Genomic DNA, 22,308 nt, shown 5'->3' on the forward strand with positions numbered 1-22,308 from the left:
CTATGTCTCTGTCAATTACGCGTGAAAATTTTGATGAATGGATGATGCCCGTATACGCTCCGGCCCCTTTTATTCCGGTGCGTGGCGAAGGTTCACGTCTGTGGGATCAGCAGGGTAAAGAGTATATCGATTTCGCGGGAGGCATTGCGGTTAACGCGCTGGGTCATGCACATCCGGCATTGCGCGAGGCATTAAACGACCAGGCGAGCAAATTCTGGCATACGGGAAATGGCTACACCAACGAGCCGGTGCTGCGCCTGGCGAAAAAGCTGATTGATGCCACTTTTGCCGAGCGCATTTTCTTCTGTAACTCTGGCGCAGAAGCTAACGAAGCGGCATTAAAACTGGCACGTAAATATGCCCACGATCGTTTTGGTAGCCAGAAGAGCGGCATTGTGGCGTTTAAAAATGCTTTCCATGGTCGCACGCTGTTTACCGTCAGCGCCGGAGGACAGCCCGCCTATTCACAGGACTTCGCGCCGCTGCCGCCGGATATCCGCCATGCCGTGTATAACGATCTCGACTCTGCCAGCCAACTGATTGATGACAACACCTGTGCGGTTATTGTGGAGCCGGTGCAGGGGGAAGGCGGCGTAGTGCCGGCAACAAACGCCTTTTTGCAGGGGCTGCGTGAATTATGCGATCGCCATAATGCGCTGTTGATTTTTGATGAAGTTCAGACCGGAGTTGGTCGTACCGGCGAACTGTATGCCTACATGCACTACGGCGTTACGCCGGACCTGCTGACGACAGCAAAAGCGCTGGGCGGTGGTTTCCCCATCGGCGCACTGCTGGCGACAGAGCGTTGCGCCAGTGTGATGACGGTCGGTACGCACGGTACAACCTATGGCGGAAACCCGCTGGCCACTGCGGTGGCGGGAAAACTGCTGGAAATTGTTAACACGCCGGAAGTGCTTAACGGAGTGAAACAGCGCCACGACTGGTTTGTGGAGCGTATTAACGCCATTAACGAACGTTTTGGACTGTTTAGTGAAATTCGTGGACTCGGACTGCTGATTGGCTGTGTGCTGAACGCGGAATTTGCCGGGAAAGCAAAACTCATCTCGCAAGAAGCGGCCGTTGCCGGAGTGATGGTGCTGATTGCTGGCGCTAATGTGGTGCGGTTTGCGCCAGCGTTAAACGTCAGCGAAGAAGAAATCGCCACCGGACTGGATCGCTTTGCGCTGGCCTGCGAACGCATTAAAGCAGGAGGTTCATCATGATGGTGATTCGTCCCATTGAACGCGCTGATATCACCGCGCTGATGCAGCTTGCCAGTAAGACCGGCGGCGGGTTGACCTCGCTACCGGCGAATGAAGCTACGCTGATGGCGCGTATCGAACGTTCGCTACAAACCTGGCGCGGTGAGTTGCCCAAAAGTGAGCAGGGATATGTGTTTGTGCTTGAAGACAGCGCCAGCGGAACCGTGGCAGGGATTTGCGCCATTGAGGTGGCGGTGGGGCTTAACGATCCCTGGTACAACTACCGGGTCGGTACACTGGTGCACGCCTCGAAAGAGCTGAACGTGTATAACGCGCTGCCGACGCTGTTTCTGAGTAACGATCACACGGGCAGTAGCGAACTTTGTTCTCTGTTTCTCGATCCGGACTGGCGTAAAGAAGGCAACGGCTATTTGTTGTCGAAGTCGCGCTTTATGTTTATGGCGGCCTTTCGTGACCGGTTCAATGAGAAGGTCGTGGCCGAGATGCGCGGCGTGATCGATGAACACGGCTACTCTCCGTTTTGGCAAAGCCTCGGCAAACGTTTTTTCTCAATGGAGTTCAGCCGGGCGGATTTTCTCTGCGGAACCGGGCAAAAAGCCTTTATTGCTGAACTGATGCCTAAGCATCCGATTTATACCCATTTCCTGTCTGACGAAGCGCAAAGCGTGATTGGTCAGGTGCATCCGCAAACGGCTCCTGCGCGTGCGGTGCTGGAGAAAGAAGGATTTCGCTACCGCAACTATGTCGATATTTTCGACGGCGGACCGACCCTGGAGTGCGATATTGACCGGGTACGGGCTATCCGTAAAAGCAGGCTGGTGGAGGTGGCTGAAGGGCAGCCTGCGCCAGGCGACTATCCTGCTTGTCTGGTTGCCAATGAAAATTATCAAAACTTCCGCGTCATGTTGGTTCGTGCCGACCCGGATACTCAGCGTCTGGTGCTGACGGCGGCGCAACTGGACGCCCTGAAATGTCACGCGGGCGACCATGTACGTTTTGTGCGTCTTTGTGCAGAGGAGAAAACAGCATGACATTATGGATAAACGGCGACTGGGTGACGGGGCTGGGCGAGCGTCGGGTGAAAACCAATCCCGTAAGCGGTGATGTGCTGTGGCAGGGCAATGATGCCGATGCAGCCCAGGTAGCGCAGGCGTGCCGGGCCGCGCGCGCAGCCTTTGCCAGTTGGGCTAAACAGCCCTTTGGCGCACGCCAGGCCATTGTTGAAAAATTTGCCTCATTGCTGGAAAGCAATAAAGCCGAACTCCACAGATTATCGCCCGGGAAACCGGCAAACCCCGTTGGGAAGCCGCTACAGAACTGACGGCGATGATCAATAAAATTGCCATCTCCGTGAAAGCCTGGCATGCGCGTACCGGAGAGCAGCACAGCGAATTACCGGATGGCGCAGCGACGTTGCGCCATCGCCCGCACGGCGTGCTGGCGGTTTTTGGCCCGTATAACTTCCCTGGCCATTTACCCAATGGTCATATTGTTCCGGCACTGCTGGCAGGCAACACATTGATTTTCAAACCCAGCGAGCTGACGCCGTGGACCGGTGAAGCCGTGACAAAGCTGTGGGAGCAGGCGGGATTGCCGCCGGGCGTGCTGAACCTGGTGCAGGGCGGTCGCGATACGGGACAGGCGCTGAGCGCGCAGGACGATCTCGATGGTCTGCTGTTTACCGGCAGTGCCAATACTGGTTATCAACTGCATCGACAGCTATCCGGCCAGCCGGAAAAAATCCTCGCTCTGGAGATGGGGGGCAACAACCCGCTGATTATTGAGAACCCGGAAGATATTGATGCCGCAGTGCATCTGACTATTCAGTCCGCGTTTGTCACCGCCGGACAGCGTTGTACCTGCGCCCGTCGCCTGTTAGTTAAAAAAGGCGCACAAGGGGATGCGTTCCTGACGCGCCTGGTGGACGTCAGCCAGTGTTTAATGCCCGGCAACTGGGACGCAGAACCGCAGCCATTTATTGGCGGGCTGATTTCCGAACAGGCCGCGCGGCATGTCTATGATGCCTGGCAGCGTCTGGAGTCGTTAGGGGGCCGGACGCTGTTAGCGCCACGTCTGGTGCAAGCCGGAACGTCACTGCTCACCCCAGGGATCATAGAACTGACCGGGGCGGCGAACGTACCCGATGAAGAGGTCTTTGGACCGCTGCTTGGCGTCTGGCGTTATGACAGCTTTGATGACGCAATTCGTATGGCGAACAACACCCGCTTTGGATTGTCGTGTGGGTTGGTTTCCCCCGATCGCAACCAGTTTGATCAACTGCTGCTCGAGGCGCGGGCCGGGATCGTCAACTGGAATAAGCCGTTAACCGGCGCGGCGAGTACAGCGCCGTTTGGCGGCGTTGGCGCTTCCGGGAACCATCGCGCCAGCGCGTGGTATGCCGCAGATTATTGCGCCTGGCCGATGGCAAGTCTGGAATCACCGGCCTTAACGCTGCCAACGACGCTTAGCCCCGGCCTGGATTTTTCTCGCGAGGATAAGCTATGAAAGCCCGTGAGGTAAATTTTGATGGTCTGGTGGGGCTGACCCACCACTATGCGGGGCTGTCATTTGGTAATGAGGCCTCAACCAAACATCGTTTTCAGGTATCGAACCCGCGTCTGGCGGCGAAGCAGGGTCTGCTAAAGATGAAAGCGCTGGCGGATGCGGGATTTCCCCAGGCGGTGATCCCGCCTCATGAGCGGCCGTATATTCCGGTGCTGCGTCAGTTGGGCTTTACCGGCCGCGACGAACAGATACTGGAGAACGTGGCGCGTCAGGTGCCTCACTGGCTCTCCAGCGCCAGCTCCGCATCGTCTATGTGGGTGGCGAATGCGGCAACGGTCTGCCCTTCAGCCGATGCGCTGGACGGGAAAGTGCATCTGACGGTGGCGAATCTGAATAATAAGTTTCACCGTTCGCTGGAAGCGCCGACCACCGAAGCGTTGCTACGGGCGATTTTCCGTGATGAGAATAGTTTTACGGTCCACGGTGCGTTACCCCAGGTTGCGCTATTCGGTGATGAAGGTGCGGCAAACCATAACCGCCTCGGCGGGGATTACGGCGACCCTGGCGTACAGCTGTTTGTTTACGGTCGTGAAGAAGGGAATGCATCCCATCCGAAGCGCTATCCGGCGAGGCAATCCCGTGAGGCCAGCGAGGCGGTCGCCCGACTGAATCAGGTTAACCCGCATCAGCGCATTTTTGCCCAGCAAAACCCGGACGTTATCGATCTTGGCGTGTTTCATAACGATGTGATTGCGGTGTCGAATCGCCAGGTACTGTTTTGTCATCAGCTGGCGTTTGCCAGACAGCAGGCGTTGTTCGAGCAGTTACGCAGTCAGGTGGCAGGTTTTACCCCGCTGGAAGTCCCGGCTGCGGAAGTGTCGGTGCAGGATGCGGTGACCACCTATCTGTTTAACAGCCAGTTATTGAGCCGTGATGACGGTTCGATGATGCTGGTCCTGCCGCAGGAGTGTCGGGAGCATGCGGGCGTGTGGCGGTATTTGAACCGTCTGCTCGAGGAAGACAATCCGATCGATGACCTGCAGGTATTCGATCTGCGTGAAAGTATGTCCAACGGCGGCGGTCCGGCATGTCTGCGCCTGAGAGTGGTGCTTACGCCACAGGAGCTGCAGGCCGTAAATCCGGCGGTTATCATGAACGATACGCTGTTTAACACGCTGAATAATTGGGTCGACCGTTACTATCGCGATCGTCTTACCGCCGCCGACCTTGCCGACCCGCAGCTGTTGCGTGAGGGGCGTGAAGCGCTGGATACGTTGACGCAATTGCTCAACCTCGGCTCTGTGTATCCCTTCCAGCAGGAGAGGACCAGCCATGGATAATTTTCTGGCCCAGACGCTGGCAGGGATAACCCCCGAGACAACCGAGGGCACAGCTCGCGGCTTTTCCTGGCAGTGGATTGGTCACGGAATTCTGGAGCTGACGCCGGACACTCCGGCGGAATATTCGCTGGTGCTGTCTGCGGGGATCCACGGCAATGAAACGGCCCCGGTAGAGATACTTGATTCAATTCTCTCCAGGCTGTTTAGCGGTGAACTGACGCTGACATGGCGGCTGCTGGTGATTCTGGGGAACCCGCAGGCGCTGGCGGCGGGACAACGTTATTGTCATAGCGACCTGAACCGTATGTTTGGCGGCCGTTGGCAGATTTTTGCCGCGAGTGAAGAAACGCACCGAGCCCATCAGCTTGAGCTGTGTCTGGAGGGTTTTTATTCGCGGGCGAAAGAGCCTGTACGCTGGCATCTGGATCTACACACCGCGATTCGCGGCTCGCAGCATCTGCGCTTTGGTGTGTTGCCACAACGCAACGTTGCCTGGGACGAAGATTTTTTGGGATGGCTGGGAGAGGCAGGGCTGGAGGCGCTGGTTTTCCATCAGACACCTGGCGGCACGTTCACCCATTTTAGCGCTGAACATTTTGGCGCGCTGGCCTGCACGCTGGAACTGGGTAAAGCGCTGCCGTTTGGACAAAACGATCTGACTCAGTTTGCGCAGACGGCAGATGCGCTGGCGAAGCTGCTAAAGGGCGAGCGAATGTCACCGGGAGAAACATCTCCGCTGCGTTACCGCGTGGTGTCGCAAATCACGCGGCGTAGCGACGATTTCATTCTTCACATGGATAACCAGACGCTCAACTTTACCCCTTTTACAGAGGGCACCTTGCTGGCGCAGGACGGTGATGAACGTTTTACCGTCACCCATGATGTTGAATACGTTCTTTTTCCAAATCCAAACGTGGCCTGTGGTTTACGTGCAGGATTGATGCTCGAAAAATTGTGACAAATATATATGCCCTTTTGGTTTATCCCTAAGGGCTTATTTTTGCGTGCTGTTTTTATTTATTACGGATTATTCCTGGTGAATTGCTTTCTTAATAATCAGGGATGAGGTATAGTTCTTCATAATCCCTTCAAAATCATCCTGTTGTAATTTTTTATTGCAACTCTGCGCAATTTATTCTTTTTTTCTCCATAATTGATGAAAGTTTGTTTTTTACACTTTCATTGTTTTACCGTTGCTCTGATTAATTGACGCTTAAGCCGGTAAAGTTAATCTCGTCAACACGACATCACATTGCATAAGAGTCGCATGAGTGTCGTAAAAATAACTGAAAGAAAGGATAGAAATTATGCGTAAACTGACTGCTCTGTTTGTTGCCTCTACCCTGGCGCTGGGCGCTGCTAACCTGGCCCACGCCGCTGACACGACAACAGCTGCGCCAGCTGATGCCAAACCAATGATGCACCACAACGGTAAGTTTGCCCCGCATCACGACATGATGTTTAAAGACCTGAACCTGACCGATGCGCAGAAACAGCAGATTCGCGAGATCATGAAAGGTCAGCGTGATCAGATGAAACGTCCGCCGCTGGAAGAGCGCCGCGCAATGCACGACATCATTGCCAGCGATAGCTTCGATAAAGCGAAAGCGGAAGCGCAGATTGCGAAGATGGAAGAACAGCGCAAAGCCAACATGCTGGCGCACATGGAAACTCAGAACAAGATTTACAACATTCTGACCCCGGAACAGAAAAAGCAGTTTAATGCCAATTTTGAGAAGCGTCTGACAGAACGTGCCGCGCAGAAGGGTAAAATGCCGCAAGCTGCTGAGTAATCGTTCAGCGTCTACACTATATCATTCACGCTGTGTGTGCTGATTGCCGCACAGTGTGAAACCAAACTCAAGACCGCCGCTCTTGTCCACAACACGTTTAACGAGGTGGGCAGGATCGGCGGTTTTTTCTTTGCTGCCTCTTGCACCGCGCTTGTGACACGTTATTCTCCTGAAGCCCGCGAAAATTCCACCTGGAGGGCGCGTTGTTCTTTTTTGCAAAACACCGGGTTCATCGCTAAGGCAAATCAACTCTGCTGCCGATAACAATAATCTGTAGAGTGAACATAACAATGATGATTTATGGCTGCCTGTTTACGGTGGGCTGCCGTGCTGCGCCTTTCTGGAGGGATGATGGAATACTTTGATATCCGCAAAATGCCGGTCAATCTGTGGCGAAATGGTGCGGGAGAAACGCGTGAGATTTGCTGTTTTCCGCCAGCAACACGAGATTTTCACTGGCGGGCGAGTATCGCCTCCATCGCAGCGAATGGAGAGTTTTCTCTTTTTCCCGGCGTAGAACGCGTGATTACCCTGCTGGAAGGTGGAGAAGTGACGCTGGAAGAGCCGAACACCTTCACACATACCCTGAAACAGCATCAGCCTTTTACCTTTGCCGGTGACAAGGTGGTAAAAGCGAAGCTGACGGAAGGGCAGATGTCGATGGATTTTAATATCATGACCCGACGTGATGTCTGCCAGGCAAAAGTCAGAGTTGCCGATCGCACCTTTACGACCTTTGGTTCGCGCGGCGGCGTAGTGTTTGTTATCAGCGGAGCCTGGCAACTGGGTGATAAGTTGTTGACCGTCGATCAGGGTGCAAGCTGGCACGACGGTAAACACACGTTACGACTGCTGGAGCGCGAGGGGAAACTGCTGTTCAGCGAGATCAACTGGATGCCGGGGCATTCTCCGGACTCAGTTCAATAATGTCATATTGACCAGACAGAATAGGCCGGCAGAGAATTTTGTAGCCATCTTGATCAAAGCCGGCCGGCATTCGCGCCAGTGTAGCTGCCTCATCCAGCGTTGAAACGGCTCCCAGCCACAGCCAGTTATTGATGATATGGTACTGCGTCATTTCAGCGCGGGTTTCCTGCAGCGCAATGGCATTGCTCCACGGCCAGCAGATTACGCGCACTCTTTCCAGGGCTTCTACCAGACGCACATGATGCGCTTCAGGGCTTTCTTTCCCACAGCAGGCTCCGGCGCAGCGTTTAAGCGCGGAGCGAAAACAGGCGCGCCCGTGGCTCAGGGGTTCCAGCCCCAACAGGCCGTAGCATAGCTGTTGTTCATCGGCGAGGCTTTGCAGCGTCTGTAGCGCTGCGCGGCGGTTGGCAAACAGGCCAAACAGATTGGGGGCGTGGGAGAAATCAATATCTCGTGCGTAAACCACCTGAACCGTTCGGTCGGTAAGCTGCAAGGCACACAGCTGGCGATTGCGTCGCAGCCGTTTGTTAAACAGGGGCTGCTGTTCTTTGATAAGCCGCGCTTCCAGCAGCAGGGCGCCAATTTCTCCGGCCGTACAAATCCAGCTAATGCGCCTGGCCTGACGCAGCATACTCGCTTCGTCTGCGGTACGCAGATGCGCCAGCACACGGCTGCGAATATTGACACTTTTACCAATATAAAGCGGCATGGTGTCGCTATCACTGTGAAACAGATAGACGCCTGGCGCGGTGGGAAGCGCACTCAAAAACGGGCGCAGGTGCTCGGGATATTCATAGATTGCCGCTGCCTCAAATGTCATACGAGGGGCTGATTGACGCTGTACCACTGTTGACTCCAGATGCTGGTTATTCATCCAGTGTAGCAGTTTGAGGGCGATTAAAAAAGCGGCATGAGATTCAGCAGGCTAATGCCAGATAGGGCCAATCCTGGCGCTACCCGGCATTTTGAAGGGAAAAGGATTACGCTTTTTTCCAGAAATCATCAAACACGGTGATCGGTGTGCGACGTTTATGCTCAGTTTTCACGTACCAGCCTTCAATTTTTTTTGCGACGTCGGCATCCAGCGTTTTTCCTTCCAGATAGTCGTCGATGTTGTCGTAAGTGACGCCGAGTGCGGCTTCATCCGGCAGAGAAGGGCGATCGTCCTCGAGGTCGGCAGTTGGTGCTTTCTTATATAAGTGCTCCGGGCACCCCAGCGCGGCGAGCAGTTGTTTGCCCTGGCGCTTGTTCAGACGAAATAGTGGGTTAATGTCGGTACCGCCATCGCCGTACTTAGTGAAAAATCCGGTGATGGCTTCTGCAGCATGATCGGTACCCACGACAACCCCGCTGGTCATGCCGGCGATACTGTATTGTGCCTTCATACGTTCACGGGCTTTTTCATTGCCACGCACAAAATCGCTCAGTTCAATACCCGCTTCACGCAGGGCCTGCTCGCTGGCCAGCACCGCGCCCTTAATATTGACGGTCAGTACGCGGTCCGGTTGAATAAAGGCGATGGCATCCTGGCAGTCCTGCTCATCGGCCTGAACGCCATACGGTAGGCGTACGGCAATAAACTGCAGTGCGTCATTACCCGTTTCTTTTCGCAGCTCGGTGATCGCCATCTGGCACAGTTTTCCCGCGAGCGTTGAGTCCTGTCCGCCGCTAATTCCCAACACCAGCGATTTCAGAAAGGGGTAGGTCTGCAGATACGATTTCAGGAAATCCACGCTGCGGCGAATTTCTTCTTCTGCATCGATGTGTGGTTTTGCGCCAAGCGCCTGGATTATCTCTTGCTGCAGAGTCATTTAACCCCCTCCGAAAAATAAAATGATCAAAAAAATGATGTGTTAAAGCTAACGCGTTGAGGCCCAAACGACAAGGGATGCGAGCCTGATATAGCATCATTTTGTTTTAATAGAATTTTCCGAAACCACCTAAGTATCCTCTGATTGCTTGAAAAATGCGTTGTTGTGCTCCAGGCTTATATAACACGCTGAAATACAAGAGGACGGAATATGAACAAGAATCTAACAGGAATTCTGAGCGCAGCGGCTGTTTTGACTATGCTGGCAGGGTGTACGGCCTACGATCGTACGAAAGACCAATTTGTTCAGCCCGTGGTGAAAGATGTGAAGAAAGGGATGAGCCGGGCGCAGGTAGCGCAGATTGCCGGTAAACCGTCTTCCGAAGTCAGTATGATCCATGCGCGTGGGACGTGTCAGACCTACATCCTGGGTCAACGAGATGGTAAAGCTGAGACCTATTTTGTTGCTTTAGATGACACCGGACACGTGATTAACTCTGGCTACCAGACCTGCGCAGAGTACGACACCGACCCGCAGGCAGCGAAGAAGTAGCAACTGTTTATTGCCTGAGCACTCGGGAAAACCGGCCACTGCGCCGGTTTTTTTATGTCACACGATCTTAATTATTGACGCGAATTATTTGCCTGAAGTGTGAGGGTGGTCATAACGCAAGGTCAAGGAGAGACAATTTAGTTGGTCAAGGAAATACCATCCGCCGGTGCAATCCCGTATACTCATTTCAGCCACCTAAAAAAGTAATTTAGCTGACGCAAGTTACCCAGAGCATGGATGCAGGTTAGGGCTTGCGGAGTGTCTGGTGACAGATAATCGCACATGAGGATCGTTTTAATGGAAAAGAAACACATTTATCTGTTTTGTTCTGCGGGCATGTCGACTTCATTGTTGGTTTCGAAGATGCGTGCTCAGGCCGAAAAATACGAAGTACCGGTTATTATTGAAGCGTTTCCTGAAACGCTGGCCGGAGAAAAAGGTCCAGTGGCCGATGTTGTATTATTAGGTCCACAAATTGCTTATATGTTGCCCGAAATTCAGCGTTTGTTACCCAACAAGCCTGTGGAAGTGATTGACTCGCTGCTGTATGGCAAAGTCGATGGTTTAGGCGTGCTTAAGGCTGCGGTTGCAGCAATTAAAAAGGCCGCAGCAAATTAATTATTTTATTTTAATTTTTCCCGTCAAAGAGTTATTTCATTAACATTCACCGCAATTATTAATTGCGGTATTTAAGGGTATTTTTCTATGAGTAACGCTATTGCTTCACTTGAAAAGGTACTCCTTCCTTTTGCTGTAAAAATTGGAAAGCAGCCACACGTTAATGCAATCAAAAACGGTTTTATTCGTTTAATGCCGTTAACCCTCGCAGGGGCCATGTTTGTATTAATCAATAACGTTTTCCTGAGCTTTGGGGAGGGGTCGTTTTTTTATTCAATGGGCATTCGACTTGATGCTTCAACTATTGAAACGCTGAATAGTTTGAAAGGCATTGGTGGAAACGTCTATAACGGTACGCTGGGTATCATGTCATTGATGGCGCCGTTCTTTATCGGTATGGCGCTGGCAGAAGAACGCAAAGTCGACTCACTGGCTGCCGGGCTGTTATCCGTCGCCGCGTTTATGACCGTAACGCCATATAGCGTGGGTGAAGCCTATGCCGTTGGCGCGAACTGGCTCGGCGGTGCCAATATTATTTCCGGTATTATTATCGGCCTTGCGGTCGCGGAAATGTTCACCTTTGTGGTCCGTCGCAATTGGGTAATTAAATTACCCGATAGCGTACCGACATCCGTGTCGCGCTCTTTCTCTGCGCTGATTCCTGGCTTCCTTATCCTCTCCATTATGGGGATCATCGCCTGGGCATTGAACACCTGGGGTACGAACTTCCACCAGATCATCATGGATTCCATTTCAACTCCGCTGGCATCGCTGGGCAGCGTGGTGGGCTGGGCCTACGTGATTTTTGTTCCGCTGCTGTGGTTCTTCGGTATTCACGGTTCACTGGCGCTGACCGCGCTGGACAGCGGTATCATGACGCCATGGGCGCTGGAAAACATCTCCATTTACCAACAGTTTGGTTCCGTAGACGCCGCGCTGGAAGCTGGAAAGACCTTCCACGTCTGGGCGAAACCGATGCTCGACTCCTATATTTTCCTTGGGGGTAGCGGGGCTACGCTGGGTCTGATTATCGCTATCTTCCTGGCATCGCGCCGTCCGGATTATCGTCAGGTTGCTAAACTGGCACTGCCGTCAGGCCTGTTCCAGATTAACGAACCTATCCTGTTCGGTCTGCCGATCATCATGAACCCGGTGATGTTTATCCCGTTCATTCTGGTGCAGCCGATTCTGGCGGCGATTACGCTGGCAGCTTATTACTCCGGCATTATTCCACCGATTACCAACATCGCACCGTGGACCATGCCAACCGGTTTGGGCGCGTTCTTTAATACCAACGGTAGCGTCGCTGCTCTGCTGGTCGCGCTGTTCAACCTCGGTATCGCCACGCTGGTTTACCTGCCGTTCGTGGTGGTAGCCAACAAAGCGCAGAACGTTATTGATCAAGAAGAAAGCGAAGAAGATATCGCTAACGCATTGAAATTCTAAATTTAATCCGGCATGGCTTCACGGTCATGCCGGACTGAACCAGAGGAAAAAAGTATGTTGGATATCGAAAACATCGTCGACACGCAGTCAGAAGCAGAAGAACTCGAAGAAGTGGTGATGGGTCTCATCATCAACTCCGGTCAGGCGCGTAGCCTGGCGTACGGCGCGCTCAAAATGGCCAAGCAAGGCGATTTCGAGTCAGCTAAGGCTATGATGGACCAGTCCCGTCTGGCGCTGAACGAAGCGCACCTCGTGCAAACGAAACTGATTGAAGGCGATCAGGGCGAAGGTAAAATGAAAGTTAGCCTGGTGCTGGTTCATGCTCAGGACCACCTGATGACATCAATGCTGGCGCGTGAGCTGGTGACTGAACTGATTGAGCTTCACGAAAAGCTGAAATAGCGAGGAGTGCATAATGCAGCTACAGATTAACGCACCGGAAATCAAAACCGTCTATGAACAGCAGCTGTTTAATGGCAAAAATTTCCATGTGTTCATCTATAACAAAACTGAGAGCATCAGCGGGCTGCATCAGCATGACTACTACGAATTTACCCTGGTTTTAACCGGGCGCTATTATCAGGAAATCAACGGTAAACGCGTATTGCTCGAACGCGGGGACTTTGTTTTTATTCCATTGGGATCGCACCACCAGAGTTTTTATGATTTTGGGGCGACAAGGATCCTGAACGTCGGTATCAGTAAACGCTTTTTTGAACAGCACTACCACCCGCTGCTGCCATTTTGTTTCGTAGCATCGCAGGTCTATCGGGCGAATAATTCGTTTCTCACTTACATTGAAACGGTTATTGCATCACTAAACTTTCGCGAGAGCGGACTGGATGAATTTGTAGAAGTGGTCACCTTCTATATTATTAACCGGTTGCGCCATCATCGCGAAGAGCAGGTGCTGGATGATATTCCGCAGTGGCTTAAAACCACCGTGGAGACCATGCATGACAAACGGCAGTTTAGCGAGAATGCGCTGGAAAACATGGTACACCTGTCCGCGAAATCCCAGGAGTATCTGACCCGCGCAACCCAGCGTTATTACAGCAAAACGCCGATGCAGATCATTAATGAAATCCGCATTAACTTTGCTAAAAAACAGCTGGAAATGACTAACTATTCTGTAACGGATATTGCTTACGAATCTGGCTACAGTAGTCCAAGTCTGTTTATTAAAACGTTTAAAAAGCTGACGTCATTTACACCTAATAGCTATCGTAAGAAATTAACTGAATTTAATCAGTAGATATTATTAGCCAATAACCCATTTTTTATAGCTTGCCCAAAATAGCGTCGGGACAGCCACGCTATATCTGACAAACGGGTTGAGCATAATACACGTCAGTGTTTTGACACTGAAGGGAGAAAGTATGAGCCAGAAATTAAAAGTCGTCACTATCGGTGGCGGGAGCAGCTACACCCCTGAGTTACTTGAAGGCTTTATTAAGCGCTATCATGAATTACCGGTTTCTGAATTGTGGCTGGTTGATGTCGACGATGGAAAAGAGAAGCTGGACATTATTTTTGACCTTTGCCAGCGCATGATCGATAAAGCTGGCGTGCCGATGAAGTTGTTTAAAACGCTGGACCGCCGTGAAGCGTTGAAAGATGCTGATTTCGTTACCACCCAGCTGCGCGTAGGGCAACTGAAAGCCCGCGAAAAGGATGAACGCATTCCGCTGAGCCACGGGTATCTGGGGCAGGAAACCAACGGCGCTGGTGGGCTGTTCAAAGGTCTGCGTACTATTCCGGTTATCTTTGATATTGTCAAAGATGTGGAAGAACTGTGCCCGAATGCGTGGGTGATTAACTTTACTAACCCGGCCGGGATGGTGACGGAAGCGGTCTATCGCCATACGAATTTTAAGAAATTCATCGGTGTATGTAATATTCCTGTCGGCATGAAAATGTTCATTAGCGATGTGCTGGCGCTGAAAGAGAGCGATGACTTATCCATCGATCTGTTCGGTCTGAACCATATGGTCTTTATTAAAGACGTACTGGTGAATGGTAAATCACGCTTTGATGAACTGTTGGATGGCGTGGCTTCAGGTCAACTGAAAGCCTCCACCGTGAAGAACATCTTCGATCTGCCGTTCAGTGAAGGGTTGATTCGCTCGCTGAAGCTGCTGCCGTGCTCATATTTGCTTTACTACTTCAAGCCAAAAGAGATGCTGGCGATTGAAATGGGTGAATACTATAAGGGCGGCGCTCGCGCTCAGGTGGTACAGAAAGTGGAGAAACAACTGTTTGATCTGTACAAAAATCCGGATTTGAACGTGAAACCGAAAGAGCTGGAACAGCGCGGTGGAGCCTATTACTCCGATGCGGCCTGTGAAGTGATCAACGCCATCTACAACGACAAACAGACCGAGCACTATGTCAACGTTCCGCACCATGGGCATGTTGACAATATCCCGGCGGACTGGGCGGTTGAGATGACCTGTACACTGGGACGCAACGGCGCCACGCCGCACCCACGTATTACCCATTTTGATGAGAAAGTGCTCGGCCTTATCTATACCATTAAAGGCTTTGAAGTCGCGGCGAGCAATGCGGCACTGAGCGGCGAACTGAATGATGTGCTGCTGGCGTTGAACCTGAGCCCGCTGGTGCATTCTGACAGCGATGCCGAGATTCTGGCGCGTGAGCTGATTCTGGCGCATGAAAAATGGCTGCCAAACTTCGCCGGGTGTATCGAGAAACTCAAAAGCGAACAACACTAACTGAGGTCGGCTATGGAACGCGTACTGATTGTAAATGCGGATGATTTTGGCCTGAGTAAAGGACAAAACTACGGCATTGTTGAAGCCTGTCGCAATGGCGTGGTCACCTCGACAACCGCACTGGTTAATGGCGCAGCCATTGACCATGCGGTACAGCTGAGTCGCGACATTCCTGAACTTGCCGTTGGGATGCATTTTGTTCTGACGCTGGGCAGGCCGTTGACGGCAATGCCAGGCCTTACTCGTGACGGGTTACTGGGAAAATGGATCTGGCAGATGGCTGAAGAAGACACCTTGCCGTTGGATGAAATTTCTCAGGAACTGGCCGCGCAGTATCAGCGTTTTATTGACCTGTTCGGGCGGGAGCCAACGCATCTGGATAGCCATCACCATGTGCATATGTTCCCGCAGATTTTCCCTATCGTGGCTGGGTTTGCTGCCCAACGGGGGATTGCGTTACGGATCGATCGTCAGGCGGTATTCCAGGCGTCTGACTTTCCGCAGACGTTACGGACTTCCCAGGGATTCAGCAGCGAGTTTTATGGCGAAGCGATTTCTGAAGCCCTGTTTTTGCAAACGCTTGACGCGTCAGCAGACCGGGGAGAGTCCTCGCTGGAAGTGATGTGTCATCCGGCCTTTATCGATGACATTATTCGTCAAAGTGCCTACTGTTACCCCCGCTTAACTGAGCTCGACGTGCTGACGTCTCCGTCACTGAAATATGCTATTGCGGAGCGCGGTTATCGTCTTGGCAGTTTTCTGAACGTCTAACTCCTGAGTTTGCGGCGCATAATGCGCCGCATTTTTTTAGGCAGGGATCGTGTCGATTTTTCCGGCGCGTGACCAGACGCGGTGCGCAGTCATTAGCGTCAGCAGGGTATCCATAAACTGTGTGTCTGCACTGTCTGCCTCCACCACGCCTTCTTCTCCTTCATTTTTGATATTCAACGTTGCTTTAAACTGACGCGCATCGCCAGCCAGTGCGATAGGTTTTAAGTGCTTATACGCTTCGAGTAAGTAATATCGGGCATCACCGTTACTAGCGATATCTGCGATATTGCCACACGGAACGATAACCGCATCGACGGTCAGCGATGGTGAACCCGCAAAGGTACCGGCGATTGTCAGGACGGAACCATCATCGGCAACCACATTACCCATTCGGGAATAGAGCAGTTTGGCGTGAACGCCTTTGGCCTGTAAGGCTTGCATGATGGCAAGCAGGTCGCCCGATTTCACCTGGTCATTAAGTAGAATGGCGACCACGCGGCCCTTAATCTCACCTTGCGCACCCGCATATAAACTGAGTGACGGCGCACTTTTCAAACCATTGACGTTAGCCGGTGGGGCGATTTTGGCCTGTTCCTCGGTTAGCTCAAAACCGAGATTATCGGCAACCGCCTCGGCGAGGGCTGTATCAATATGGGCTAACTGTTCAACCACTCTTTCCCGAATATAAGGGCGCGTAACTTTGCTGAGTTCGAAGCTGAATCCGCCGATAATATGCTGCTGTTCAATTGGCGTCTGACTTAGCCAGAACAGGCGAGGGTGCGCATAGTATTCGCCAAAAGAGGGGCTACGTTCGCGGATTTTGTTTCCTTCAATCCGTTCCTGATACGACTCAAATCCACCGCGTTTTGGCCCCGGCGGCGTTTCACGCGGCCAGTTATCATTGATGGAATTTGGTTCATAGTTGGCAGGGTTGGTATCGATGTCCATACGATGCATGCCGTCACGCTGGAAATTATGGTACGGGCAGGTCGGGCGATTAATCGGGATTTCATGGAAGTTGGGCCCGCCCAGGCGGCTGATTTGGGTATCGGTATACGAAAACAAGCGGCCTTGCAGCAAGGGATCGTTGGTAAAATCGATACCAGGGACGATGTGTCCGGGATGAAAAGCGACTTGTTCATTTTCGGCGAAGAAATTATCCGGATTACGGTTCAGCACCATTTTACCAACGCGTTGCACCGGAACCAGCTCTTCCGGGATCAGCTTGGTCGGGTCGAGCAGGTCAAAATCGAACTTGAATTCGTCTTCTTCAGGAATGAGCTGCAGCCCCAGTTCGTATTCCGGATAATCGCCTGCTTCGATAGCTTCCCACAGATCGCGGCGATGAAAGTCGGGATCACGACCGGTAAGTTTTTGCGCTTCATCCCATACCAGCGAAGCTTTGCCCGCCAGCGGTTTCCAGTGAAAACGGACAAAGGTGGCTTTCCCTTGCGCATTTATCAACCGGAACGTGTGAATGCCAAAGCCTTCCATCGTGCGATAGCTGCGTGGAATACCCCGGTCGGACATCGCCCATATAACGTTGTGCAACGTTTCTGGCTGTAACGAGACATAATCCCAAAAGGTATCGTGGGCGCTTTGACCCTGTGGGATAGCCCAATGCGGCTCCGGTTTTACCGCATGGACGAAATCCGGGAATTTATGGGCATCCTGAATGAAGAAGACTGGTGTGTTGTTTCCCACCAGATCGAAAATGCCCTCCTCAGTATAAAATTTGGTCGCAAATCCTCGAATATCTCTGACTGTATCCGCTGAGCCTGCGCCGCCCTGAACCGTAGAGAAACGGACAAAAACCGGGGTGATTTTATTTTCATCACTCAGAAAGTCCGCTTTCGTTGTCGCGCTGAGACTGGCATAGGGCTGAAAGTAACCATGAGCGGCCGAACCTCGGGCATGTACGATCCGCTCCGGGATGCGTTCGTGATCAAAATGGGTGATTTTTTCCCGCAGGATAAAGTCTTCCAGCAGAGTTGGCCCACGGTTTCCTGCGCGCAGAGAGTTTTGATCGTCCGCGATGCGCACTCCCTGATTGGTTGTCAGAGCAAAATCTTCGCTGCCTTTACGAAAACTATCCAGCGCGTTGAGTTTGTCACTTTTGGTGTCAGGCGCTTTTAAGCTGCCGGACGTGGTGGGCTGCATGCCAGGTGGTGTGGGTTCAGGTGTTGGCCGATGTGAACCGTCTGCTGGTGCCAGTGAGTCAAGTCCTGGCTGAGATTCGCTGGCATCATGAACCGGCGCTGAATGATGGAGTGGGTGCTTATCATTCTGTGACATTAAACTCGTCTCCTGTTTTCATCGCTTAAAGGTCGTTGTTGCCGTCAAAAGCTTTAACTATAGACCACTTGCTCAGTGGTGCAGGAACTGACCGAGGGCGTAAAGCGCGATGAACCAGGCAAACAGCGCACGCAAGGCAGGACGTCAGGAGGCAAAATCGGCTAAGATAGCCGTTTTCTGATTTTTAGAATTAGTCTTTAGTGAAGCAACTGATTATGAAACCTCTTCGCCAACAAAATCGTCCGGTAATTAGCTATGTTCCTCGCGTGGAGCCAGCCCCACCAGAGCATGCAGTTAAAATGGATGCGTTTCGTGACGTATGGATACTGCGCGGAAAATATGTCGCTTTTGTCTTAATAGGGGAGGCGTTTCAGCGTTCACCTGCATTTACGGTCCCGGAATCAGCGCAACGCTGGGCTAATCAGGTTCGCCAGGAAAATGAACTGAGCGATTAATGGATATAAAAAAACCGCCGGAGCATGACACTCCGGCGTTTTTTTTTGTTTTTCAGATCTAACAGACTTAGCGATGCGCCAGTTCGGCGTTATCGTCGCTGTCCAGAATTGTTTTATCGGTCTGTTTCAGCCATTGGCTGGTCAGCGTACCGGCTGTCATAGAACCGCTCACGTTCAGCGCGGTACGGCCCATATCGATCAGCGGCTCAACGGAAATCAGCAGCGCAACCAGCGTTACCGGCAGACCCATAGCTGGCAGGACGATCAGCGCGGCAAACGTTGCACCGCCACCCACACCCGCAACCCCTGCTGAACTGACGGTGACGATACCGACCAGCGTCGCAATCCACATCGGGTCCAGCGGGTTGATCCCGACGGTCGGGGCGACCATTACTGCCAGCATTGCCGGGTACAGCCCTGCACAACCGTTCTGGCCAATGGTGGCGCCAAAGGAGGCGGCAAAAGAGGCGATGGATTCAGGCACGCCCAGACGACGGGTTTGCGCTTCAACGTTCAGCGGAATTGAGGCTGCGCTGGAACGGCTGGTGAAGGCGAAAGTCAGCACCGGCCACACCTTGCGGAAGTATTTCAGCGGACTAACGCCGTTAACACCCAACAGGATCCCGTGTACCACGAACATAATGCCCAGACCGAGATAAGAGGCCACGACGAAGCTACCCAGCTTGATGATGTCCTGCAGGTTGGAGCCCGCAACCACTTTGGTCATCAGCGCCAGAACACCGTATGGTGTCAACTGCATCACCAAACGAACCAGCTTCATCACCCAGCTTTGCAGGGTATCGATAGCAACCAGCACACGCTCGCCTTTCGGCGCATCATCTTTCAGCAGCTTCAGTGCGGCAACACCGAGGAATGCAGCGAAGATAACCACGCTGATAATTGACGTCGGGTTAGCTCCGGTCAGATCGGCAAACGGGTTTTTCGGGATAAACGACAACACCAGCTGTGGAACGCTGAGGTCAGCTACTTTGCCAACATAGTTGGTTTCAATCGCGTTCAGACGAGCGGTTTCGGCCCCACCTTGCACCAGACCTTCTGCGGTCAGGCCGAACAGGTTGGTCACCAGAACCCCTACCAGCGCGGCAATCAGCGTAGTAAACAGCAGCGTACCGATGGTCAGGAAGCTGATTTTACCTAACTGAGAGGCGTTGTGCAGACGCGCAACGGCGCTGAGAATAGACGCAAACACCAGCGGCATGACAATCATCTGCAGCAGTTGGACGTAACCGTTGCCGACAATGTTGAACCACTGTACGGAATCTTTAAGAACCTGGCTGTCGGAACCATAAATGGTGTGCAGGGCGAGGCCAAACACCACACCCATGACCAGACCGACCAGTACTTTTTTTGCCAGACTCCACTGCTTGTGACGGGCTTGCGCCAGCACGAACAGCAGCACTACGAACACGATAATGTTCGCGATTAATGGATAGTTCATCCCCGTTCTCCTGATCTTATTATGCGTATCACCGTGTGACGGTGATTCTGTTGGCGCAAGATTAGCAGAACTGTGACTTGCCTCTTATATTCAAATGGAATTGTTTATGCCAAAAATAACTTTTTGGCTGATTTATTAGTCAACCTGGTGCGTTATAAAACGATTAAACTGCATTTGCAGCGTATTTATCATTTGTGATGACCAGCGCACCGCACTGTTCTCTTGTACGGTCTGCGGCATCCAGATTGCCCACGCGAACAGCGCCATGCACAGAAACCGCTCCAGTTGGTTGCCTTTTTGCGGCACGAGGATAGGCAGACGAAAACGCCAGCGGCAGGGCCAAAGCAGGGGGACGCCCGCCGGGGTCAACATGTCGGCCAGAATGTGGCTGAGATAACCGAGAACCATACCTTGTAAGGCATCCGCTGGAATTATCCAGGTATCAGGGACTTTCAGGTAAAACGTGGCCAGCAGAGCAAAAACCGCCAGCAGGCTATGCGTAAACCCGCGATGACCAAATGCCCGGGCAATGGGCTTTGATATCCACTTCAGACGCTGTCCCAGCAGGGATTTGGGATGATCGATATCCGGCAGCAGGCACGTTAAAATGGCTGAAGGAACAATATGCCACCAGTCACCCTGCGCAAGAACGGGCGTTAGCTCGGCATTCTTGGCAAATACCGCACAGGCAATAGAAAAAAGAAGGTGACCTTCCGCCGTCATGATAAAACCCAATAAACTGTCGATTCATACAGTATAGGGGTTTTATACAGTAGGCGGAAGAGGTGACGTTGTAACCCTTTGTCACAAGTGCGCCTTTACCGCGCCAGCCAACCGCCATCCACGACCAGCGTATAGCCATGTATATAGTCCGAGGCAGCACTTGCGAGGAACACGACCGGGCCTTTCAGATCATCAGGCGTGCCCCAGCGTCCGGCAGGCGGGCAATGCGATCATTGCCCGTCGCAGGATTAGCCGCGCAGGTGAGCGGCAGTGAGTTCGGTGAGCGAGGCCAGTTTGACGTCGGCCAGAACGAAGCGAGGATCGTCCTGATTTTCATGCGCAGGTACCACGATGGAACGCATACGGGCGGCTTTCGAAGCAATCATGCCGTTCACCGAGTCTTCCAGTGCTACGCAGTTTAAAGGGTCAATGCCCAGTTTCGCCGCGCAATCGAGATAAACTTGCGGGTGCGGTTTGCTGTAGGGCAGTTTTTCCGCAGAAGCCAGTGCATCGAAGCTGCTGCGCAGATCAAACATGGTTAGCACTTTTTCCAGCATATGCAGCGGCGAGGCGGATGCCAGTCCTACTTTCAACCCCTGAGATTTACACAATTCCACGGCCTCACGCACGCCCGGCAGCAGTGGTTTTGTTTCTTCAACTAACGCAATTGCCCGGGTAATGATGCGCTCGGTAACTTCCTGACGTGAGGGACCGTTCCACGGTTGCTGTGCAAACCACAAATCAACCACCATGTCGATGCGTAAGCCAAGTGTATCGGGAAGTTCATGGCGGCGGGAGATATCAACGCCTAAACTTGCTATCACATCCAGTTCGGCCTGATCCCAAAGCGGTTCAGAATCGACCAGTAATCCATCCATATCGAAAATTGCAGCAAGAATTTGACGCGGGGTTGACATCACAACCTCTCCTTTACGGGTGATAAAAGGGATTAAGAGCCAGCCTGGACGGGCTCTGAGCGTTCATTATGGCTAATTCAGCAGTATACCGCCTTTAAAGATCAGGCGAAAACGATAATCAACGGGTAAACTTAGGCCAAAATGACACGTCTTAATCAAGGGGAACTCATGACGTATCAACAAGCTGGACGCATTGCCATCTTGAAAAGGCTGGTGGGATGGGTGATTTTCATTCCCGCGCTGATTTCAACCCTGGTTTCAGTACTGAAGTTTATGTATGCGCACAGCGAAAAGCAGGAAGGGATTAACGCGGTCATGCTCGATTTTGCACACGTGATGATCGACATGATGCGCGTGAACACACCTTTTCTTAACGTGTTTTGGTATAACTCGCCGACGCCCGATTTTCAAAGTGGACTGAATCTCGTTTTTTGGCTGATTTTCATTCTGATTTTTATCGGTCTGGCGTTGCAGGATTCAGGCGCCAGAATGAGCCGTCAGGCGCGTTATTTACGCGAGGGCGTTGAGGACCAGTTGATTCTGGAACAGGCAAAGGGCAGTGAAGGGTTATCACGCGAGCAACTTGAGTCGCGTATTGTGGTACCGCACCATACGATCTTTTTACAAATTTTCCCGCTCTATATTTTGCCGGTGATCGTTATCGTGATTGGCTACTTCTTCTTTTCATTACTGGGTTTTTTGTAACTGCTGCACTATCAGGCCTGACGCGTTGTGAAA

The 22,308-nt window shown here is 52.3% G+C and carries 21 protein-coding genes and 2 pseudogenes; 16 read left to right on the forward strand and 7 right to left on the reverse strand.

Translation table 11 applies throughout. The features are described 5' to 3' along the window. Positions 1-2: 2 nt before the first annotated feature. From B9P82_RS04335 to ves, 7 genes and pseudogenes are all read left to right on the forward strand, one after another. Positions 3-1,223: a succinylornithine/acetylornithine transaminase gene (locus tag B9P82_RS04335; RefSeq protein ID WP_047358612.1), complete on the forward strand. Its 1,221-nt coding sequence runs from the start codon at positions 3-5 to the stop codon at positions 1,221-1,223. After that, positions 1,220-2,254 carry an arginine N-succinyltransferase gene (astA, locus tag B9P82_RS04340; RefSeq protein ID WP_016152846.1) on the forward strand — a complete coding sequence of 345 codons (1,035 nt, stop codon included), beginning with the start codon at positions 1,220-1,222 and terminating at the stop codon, positions 2,252-2,254. The genes B9P82_RS04335 and astA overlap by 4 nt, the downstream gene beginning before the upstream one ends. Then, positions 2,251-3,728 (forward strand): annotated as a pseudogene (astD, locus tag B9P82_RS04345) (succinylglutamate-semialdehyde dehydrogenase). Before astA ends, astD begins: the two are co-directional and overlap by 4 nt. Further along, the gene (gene astB, locus B9P82_RS04350) at positions 3,725-5,068 is read left to right on the forward strand and encodes an N-succinylarginine dihydrolase (protein ID WP_101699995.1); all 1,344 of its coding nucleotides are present in this window, start codon (positions 3,725-3,727) and stop codon (positions 5,066-5,068) included. The pseudogene astD and the gene astB overlap by 4 nt, the downstream one beginning before the upstream one ends. Then, on the forward strand, positions 5,061-6,026 hold the full coding sequence (astE, locus tag B9P82_RS04355) for a succinylglutamate desuccinylase (protein ID WP_075847321.1): 966 nt from the start codon (positions 5,061-5,063) through the stop codon (positions 6,024-6,026). The genes astB and astE overlap by 8 nt, the downstream gene beginning before the upstream one ends. 349 nt (positions 6,027-6,375) lie before the next feature. Then, complete coding sequence (gene spy, locus B9P82_RS04360) at positions 6,376-6,861, forward strand: ATP-independent periplasmic protein-refolding chaperone Spy (RefSeq protein WP_003030629.1); 486 nt, start codon at positions 6,376-6,378, stop codon at positions 6,859-6,861. Between the two features lie 351 nt (positions 6,862-7,212). Continuing rightward, complete coding sequence (gene ves, locus B9P82_RS04365; RefSeq protein ID WP_016152850.1) at positions 7,213-7,788, forward strand: environmental stress-induced protein Ves; 576 nt, start codon at positions 7,213-7,215, stop codon at positions 7,786-7,788. Here the strand turns inward: ves and cho are convergent. Both cho and nadE read right to left on the reverse strand, forming a co-directional pair. Beyond that, a complete protein-coding gene (cho, locus tag B9P82_RS04370; RefSeq protein WP_101699996.1) occupies positions 7,748-8,662 on the reverse strand; it encodes an excinuclease Cho in 915 nt (304 codons plus the stop codon). The genes ves and cho overlap by 41 nt on opposite strands. 106 nt (positions 8,663-8,768) lie before the next feature. Beyond that, positions 8,769-9,599 carry an ammonia-dependent NAD(+) synthetase gene (gene nadE / locus B9P82_RS04375; protein ID WP_047498859.1) on the reverse strand — a complete coding sequence of 277 codons (831 nt, stop codon included), beginning with the start codon at positions 9,597-9,599 and terminating at the stop codon, positions 8,769-8,771. A gap of 210 nt (positions 9,600-9,809) precedes the next feature. On the opposite strand from nadE, the gene osmE reads away from it, so the two are divergent. The 7 genes from osmE (at position 9,810) to chbG (ending at position 15,721) form a co-directional block, all read left to right on the forward strand. After that, a complete protein-coding gene (osmE, locus tag B9P82_RS04380) occupies positions 9,810-10,151 on the forward strand; it encodes an osmotically-inducible lipoprotein OsmE (RefSeq protein WP_003030621.1) in 342 nt (113 codons plus the stop codon). 297 nt (positions 10,152-10,448) lie between these two features. Further along, positions 10,449-10,769 (forward strand): PTS N,N'-diacetylchitobiose transporter subunit IIB, encoded by a 321-nt coding sequence (gene chbB / locus B9P82_RS04390; RefSeq protein ID WP_003832547.1) that lies wholly within the window; start codon positions 10,449-10,451, stop codon positions 10,767-10,769. A gap of 87 nt (positions 10,770-10,856) precedes the next feature. Then, positions 10,857-12,215, forward strand: a complete 1,359-nt coding sequence (gene chbC, locus B9P82_RS04395) for a PTS N,N'-diacetylchitobiose transporter subunit IIC (RefSeq protein WP_003030619.1) — start codon at positions 10,857-10,859, stop codon at positions 12,213-12,215. Positions 12,216-12,269: 54 nt separating this feature from the next. Beyond that, positions 12,270-12,617 carry a PTS N,N'-diacetylchitobiose transporter subunit IIA gene (gene chbA, locus B9P82_RS04400; RefSeq protein WP_003030618.1) on the forward strand — a complete coding sequence of 116 codons (348 nt, stop codon included), beginning with the start codon at positions 12,270-12,272 and terminating at the stop codon, positions 12,615-12,617. 10 nt (positions 12,618-12,627) lie between these two features. After that, positions 12,628-13,470, forward strand: coding sequence for a transcriptional regulator ChbR (chbR, locus tag B9P82_RS04405; protein ID WP_085951046.1), 843 nt, complete (start codon positions 12,628-12,630; stop codon positions 13,468-13,470). Between the two features lie 124 nt (positions 13,471-13,594). Further along, positions 13,595-14,950, forward strand: coding sequence for a 6-phospho-beta-glucosidase (locus B9P82_RS04410; RefSeq protein WP_016152854.1), 1,356 nt, complete (start codon positions 13,595-13,597; stop codon positions 14,948-14,950). Between the two features lie 12 nt (positions 14,951-14,962). Continuing rightward, on the forward strand, positions 14,963-15,721 hold the full coding sequence (gene chbG / locus B9P82_RS04415) for a chitin disaccharide deacetylase (RefSeq protein WP_016152855.1): 759 nt from the start codon (positions 14,963-14,965) through the stop codon (positions 15,719-15,721). 36 nt (positions 15,722-15,757) lie between these two features. On the opposite strand, the gene katE is transcribed toward chbG, so the two are convergent. Then, complete coding sequence (gene katE, locus B9P82_RS04420; protein WP_101699997.1) at positions 15,758-18,016, reverse strand: catalase HPII; 2,259 nt, start codon at positions 18,014-18,016, stop codon at positions 15,758-15,760. 209 nt (positions 18,017-18,225) lie between these two features. Here katE and cedA point away from each other — a divergent pair, with 209 nt between their 5' ends. Beyond that, positions 18,226-18,471 (forward strand): cell division activator CedA, encoded by a 246-nt coding sequence (gene cedA, locus B9P82_RS04425; RefSeq protein ID WP_369707928.1) that lies wholly within the window; start codon positions 18,226-18,228, stop codon positions 18,469-18,471. Between the two features lie 67 nt (positions 18,472-18,538). Here cedA and tcyP read toward each other — a convergent pair whose 3' ends face one another. The 4 genes and pseudogenes from tcyP to hxpB form a co-directional block, all read right to left on the reverse strand. Next, complete coding sequence (tcyP, locus tag B9P82_RS04430; protein ID WP_019078417.1) at positions 18,539-19,930, reverse strand: cystine/sulfocysteine:cation symporter; 1,392 nt, start codon at positions 19,928-19,930, stop codon at positions 18,539-18,541. A gap of 135 nt (positions 19,931-20,065) precedes the next feature. Beyond that, positions 20,066-20,665 (reverse strand): metal-dependent hydrolase, encoded by a 600-nt coding sequence (locus B9P82_RS04435; RefSeq protein ID WP_087050648.1) that lies wholly within the window; start codon positions 20,663-20,665, stop codon positions 20,066-20,068. 83 nt (positions 20,666-20,748) lie between these two features. Next, positions 20,749-20,871, reverse strand: a pseudogene (locus B9P82_RS04440) (SDR family oxidoreductase); the annotation flags it as partial. Positions 20,872-20,901: 30 nt separating this feature from the next. Continuing rightward, on the reverse strand, positions 20,902-21,570 hold the full coding sequence (gene hxpB, locus B9P82_RS04445) for a hexitol phosphatase HxpB (RefSeq protein ID WP_101699998.1): 669 nt from the start codon (positions 21,568-21,570) through the stop codon (positions 20,902-20,904). Positions 21,571-21,738: 168 nt separating this feature from the next. Here hxpB and B9P82_RS04450 point away from each other — a divergent pair, with 168 nt between their 5' ends. Beyond that, a complete protein-coding gene (locus B9P82_RS04450; protein ID WP_019076635.1) occupies positions 21,739-22,275 on the forward strand; it encodes a YniB family protein in 537 nt (178 codons plus the stop codon). The last annotated feature ends 33 nt before the right edge of the window (positions 22,276-22,308 follow it).

It is taken from the genome of Citrobacter sp. L55 (genome assembly GCF_002850715.1).
In the GTDB taxonomy this organism is placed as follows: Bacteria; Pseudomonadota; Gammaproteobacteria; order Enterobacterales; family Enterobacteriaceae; genus Citrobacter; species Citrobacter braakii.

What these genes read in the sequence shown, in the direction of transcription:
- B9P82_RS04335 (WP_047358612.1), top strand. Translation starts at nt 3, where the DNA reads ATGTCTCTGTCAATTACGCGTGAAAATTTTGATGAATGGATGATGCCC.
- astA (WP_016152846.1), top strand. Translation starts at nt 1,220, where the DNA reads ATGATGGTGATTCGTCCCATTGAACGCGCTGATATCACCGCGCTGATG.
- astB (WP_101699995.1), top strand. Translation starts at nt 3,725, where the DNA reads ATGAAAGCCCGTGAGGTAAATTTTGATGGTCTGGTGGGGCTGACCCAC.
- astE (WP_075847321.1), top strand. Translation starts at nt 5,061, where the DNA reads ATGGATAATTTTCTGGCCCAGACGCTGGCAGGGATAACCCCCGAGACA.
- spy (WP_003030629.1), top strand. Translation starts at nt 6,376, where the DNA reads ATGCGTAAACTGACTGCTCTGTTTGTTGCCTCTACCCTGGCGCTGGGC.
- ves (WP_016152850.1), top strand. Translation starts at nt 7,213, where the DNA reads ATGGAATACTTTGATATCCGCAAAATGCCGGTCAATCTGTGGCGAAAT.
- cho (WP_101699996.1), bottom strand. Translation starts at nt 8,662, where the DNA reads ATGAATAACCAGCATCTGGAGTCAACAGTGGTACAGCGTCAATCAGCC.
- nadE (WP_047498859.1), bottom strand. Translation starts at nt 9,599, where the DNA reads ATGACTCTGCAGCAAGAGATAATCCAGGCGCTTGGCGCAAAACCACAC.
- osmE (WP_003030621.1), top strand. Translation starts at nt 9,810, where the DNA reads ATGAACAAGAATCTAACAGGAATTCTGAGCGCAGCGGCTGTTTTGACT.
- chbB (WP_003832547.1), top strand. Translation starts at nt 10,449, where the DNA reads ATGGAAAAGAAACACATTTATCTGTTTTGTTCTGCGGGCATGTCGACT.
- chbC (WP_003030619.1), top strand. Translation starts at nt 10,857, where the DNA reads ATGAGTAACGCTATTGCTTCACTTGAAAAGGTACTCCTTCCTTTTGCT.
- chbA (WP_003030618.1), top strand. Translation starts at nt 12,270, where the DNA reads ATGTTGGATATCGAAAACATCGTCGACACGCAGTCAGAAGCAGAAGAA.
- B9P82_RS04410 (WP_016152854.1), top strand. Translation starts at nt 13,595, where the DNA reads ATGAGCCAGAAATTAAAAGTCGTCACTATCGGTGGCGGGAGCAGCTAC.
- chbG (WP_016152855.1), top strand. Translation starts at nt 14,963, where the DNA reads ATGGAACGCGTACTGATTGTAAATGCGGATGATTTTGGCCTGAGTAAA.
- katE (WP_101699997.1), bottom strand. Translation starts at nt 18,016, where the DNA reads ATGTCACAGAATGATAAGCACCCACTCCATCATTCAGCGCCGGTTCAT.
- tcyP (WP_019078417.1), bottom strand. Translation starts at nt 19,930, where the DNA reads ATGAACTATCCATTAATCGCGAACATTATCGTGTTCGTAGTGCTGCTG.
- hxpB (WP_101699998.1), bottom strand. Translation starts at nt 21,570, where the DNA reads ATGTCAACCCCGCGTCAAATTCTTGCTGCAATTTTCGATATGGATGGA.
- B9P82_RS04450 (WP_019076635.1), top strand. Translation starts at nt 21,739, where the DNA reads ATGACGTATCAACAAGCTGGACGCATTGCCATCTTGAAAAGGCTGGTG.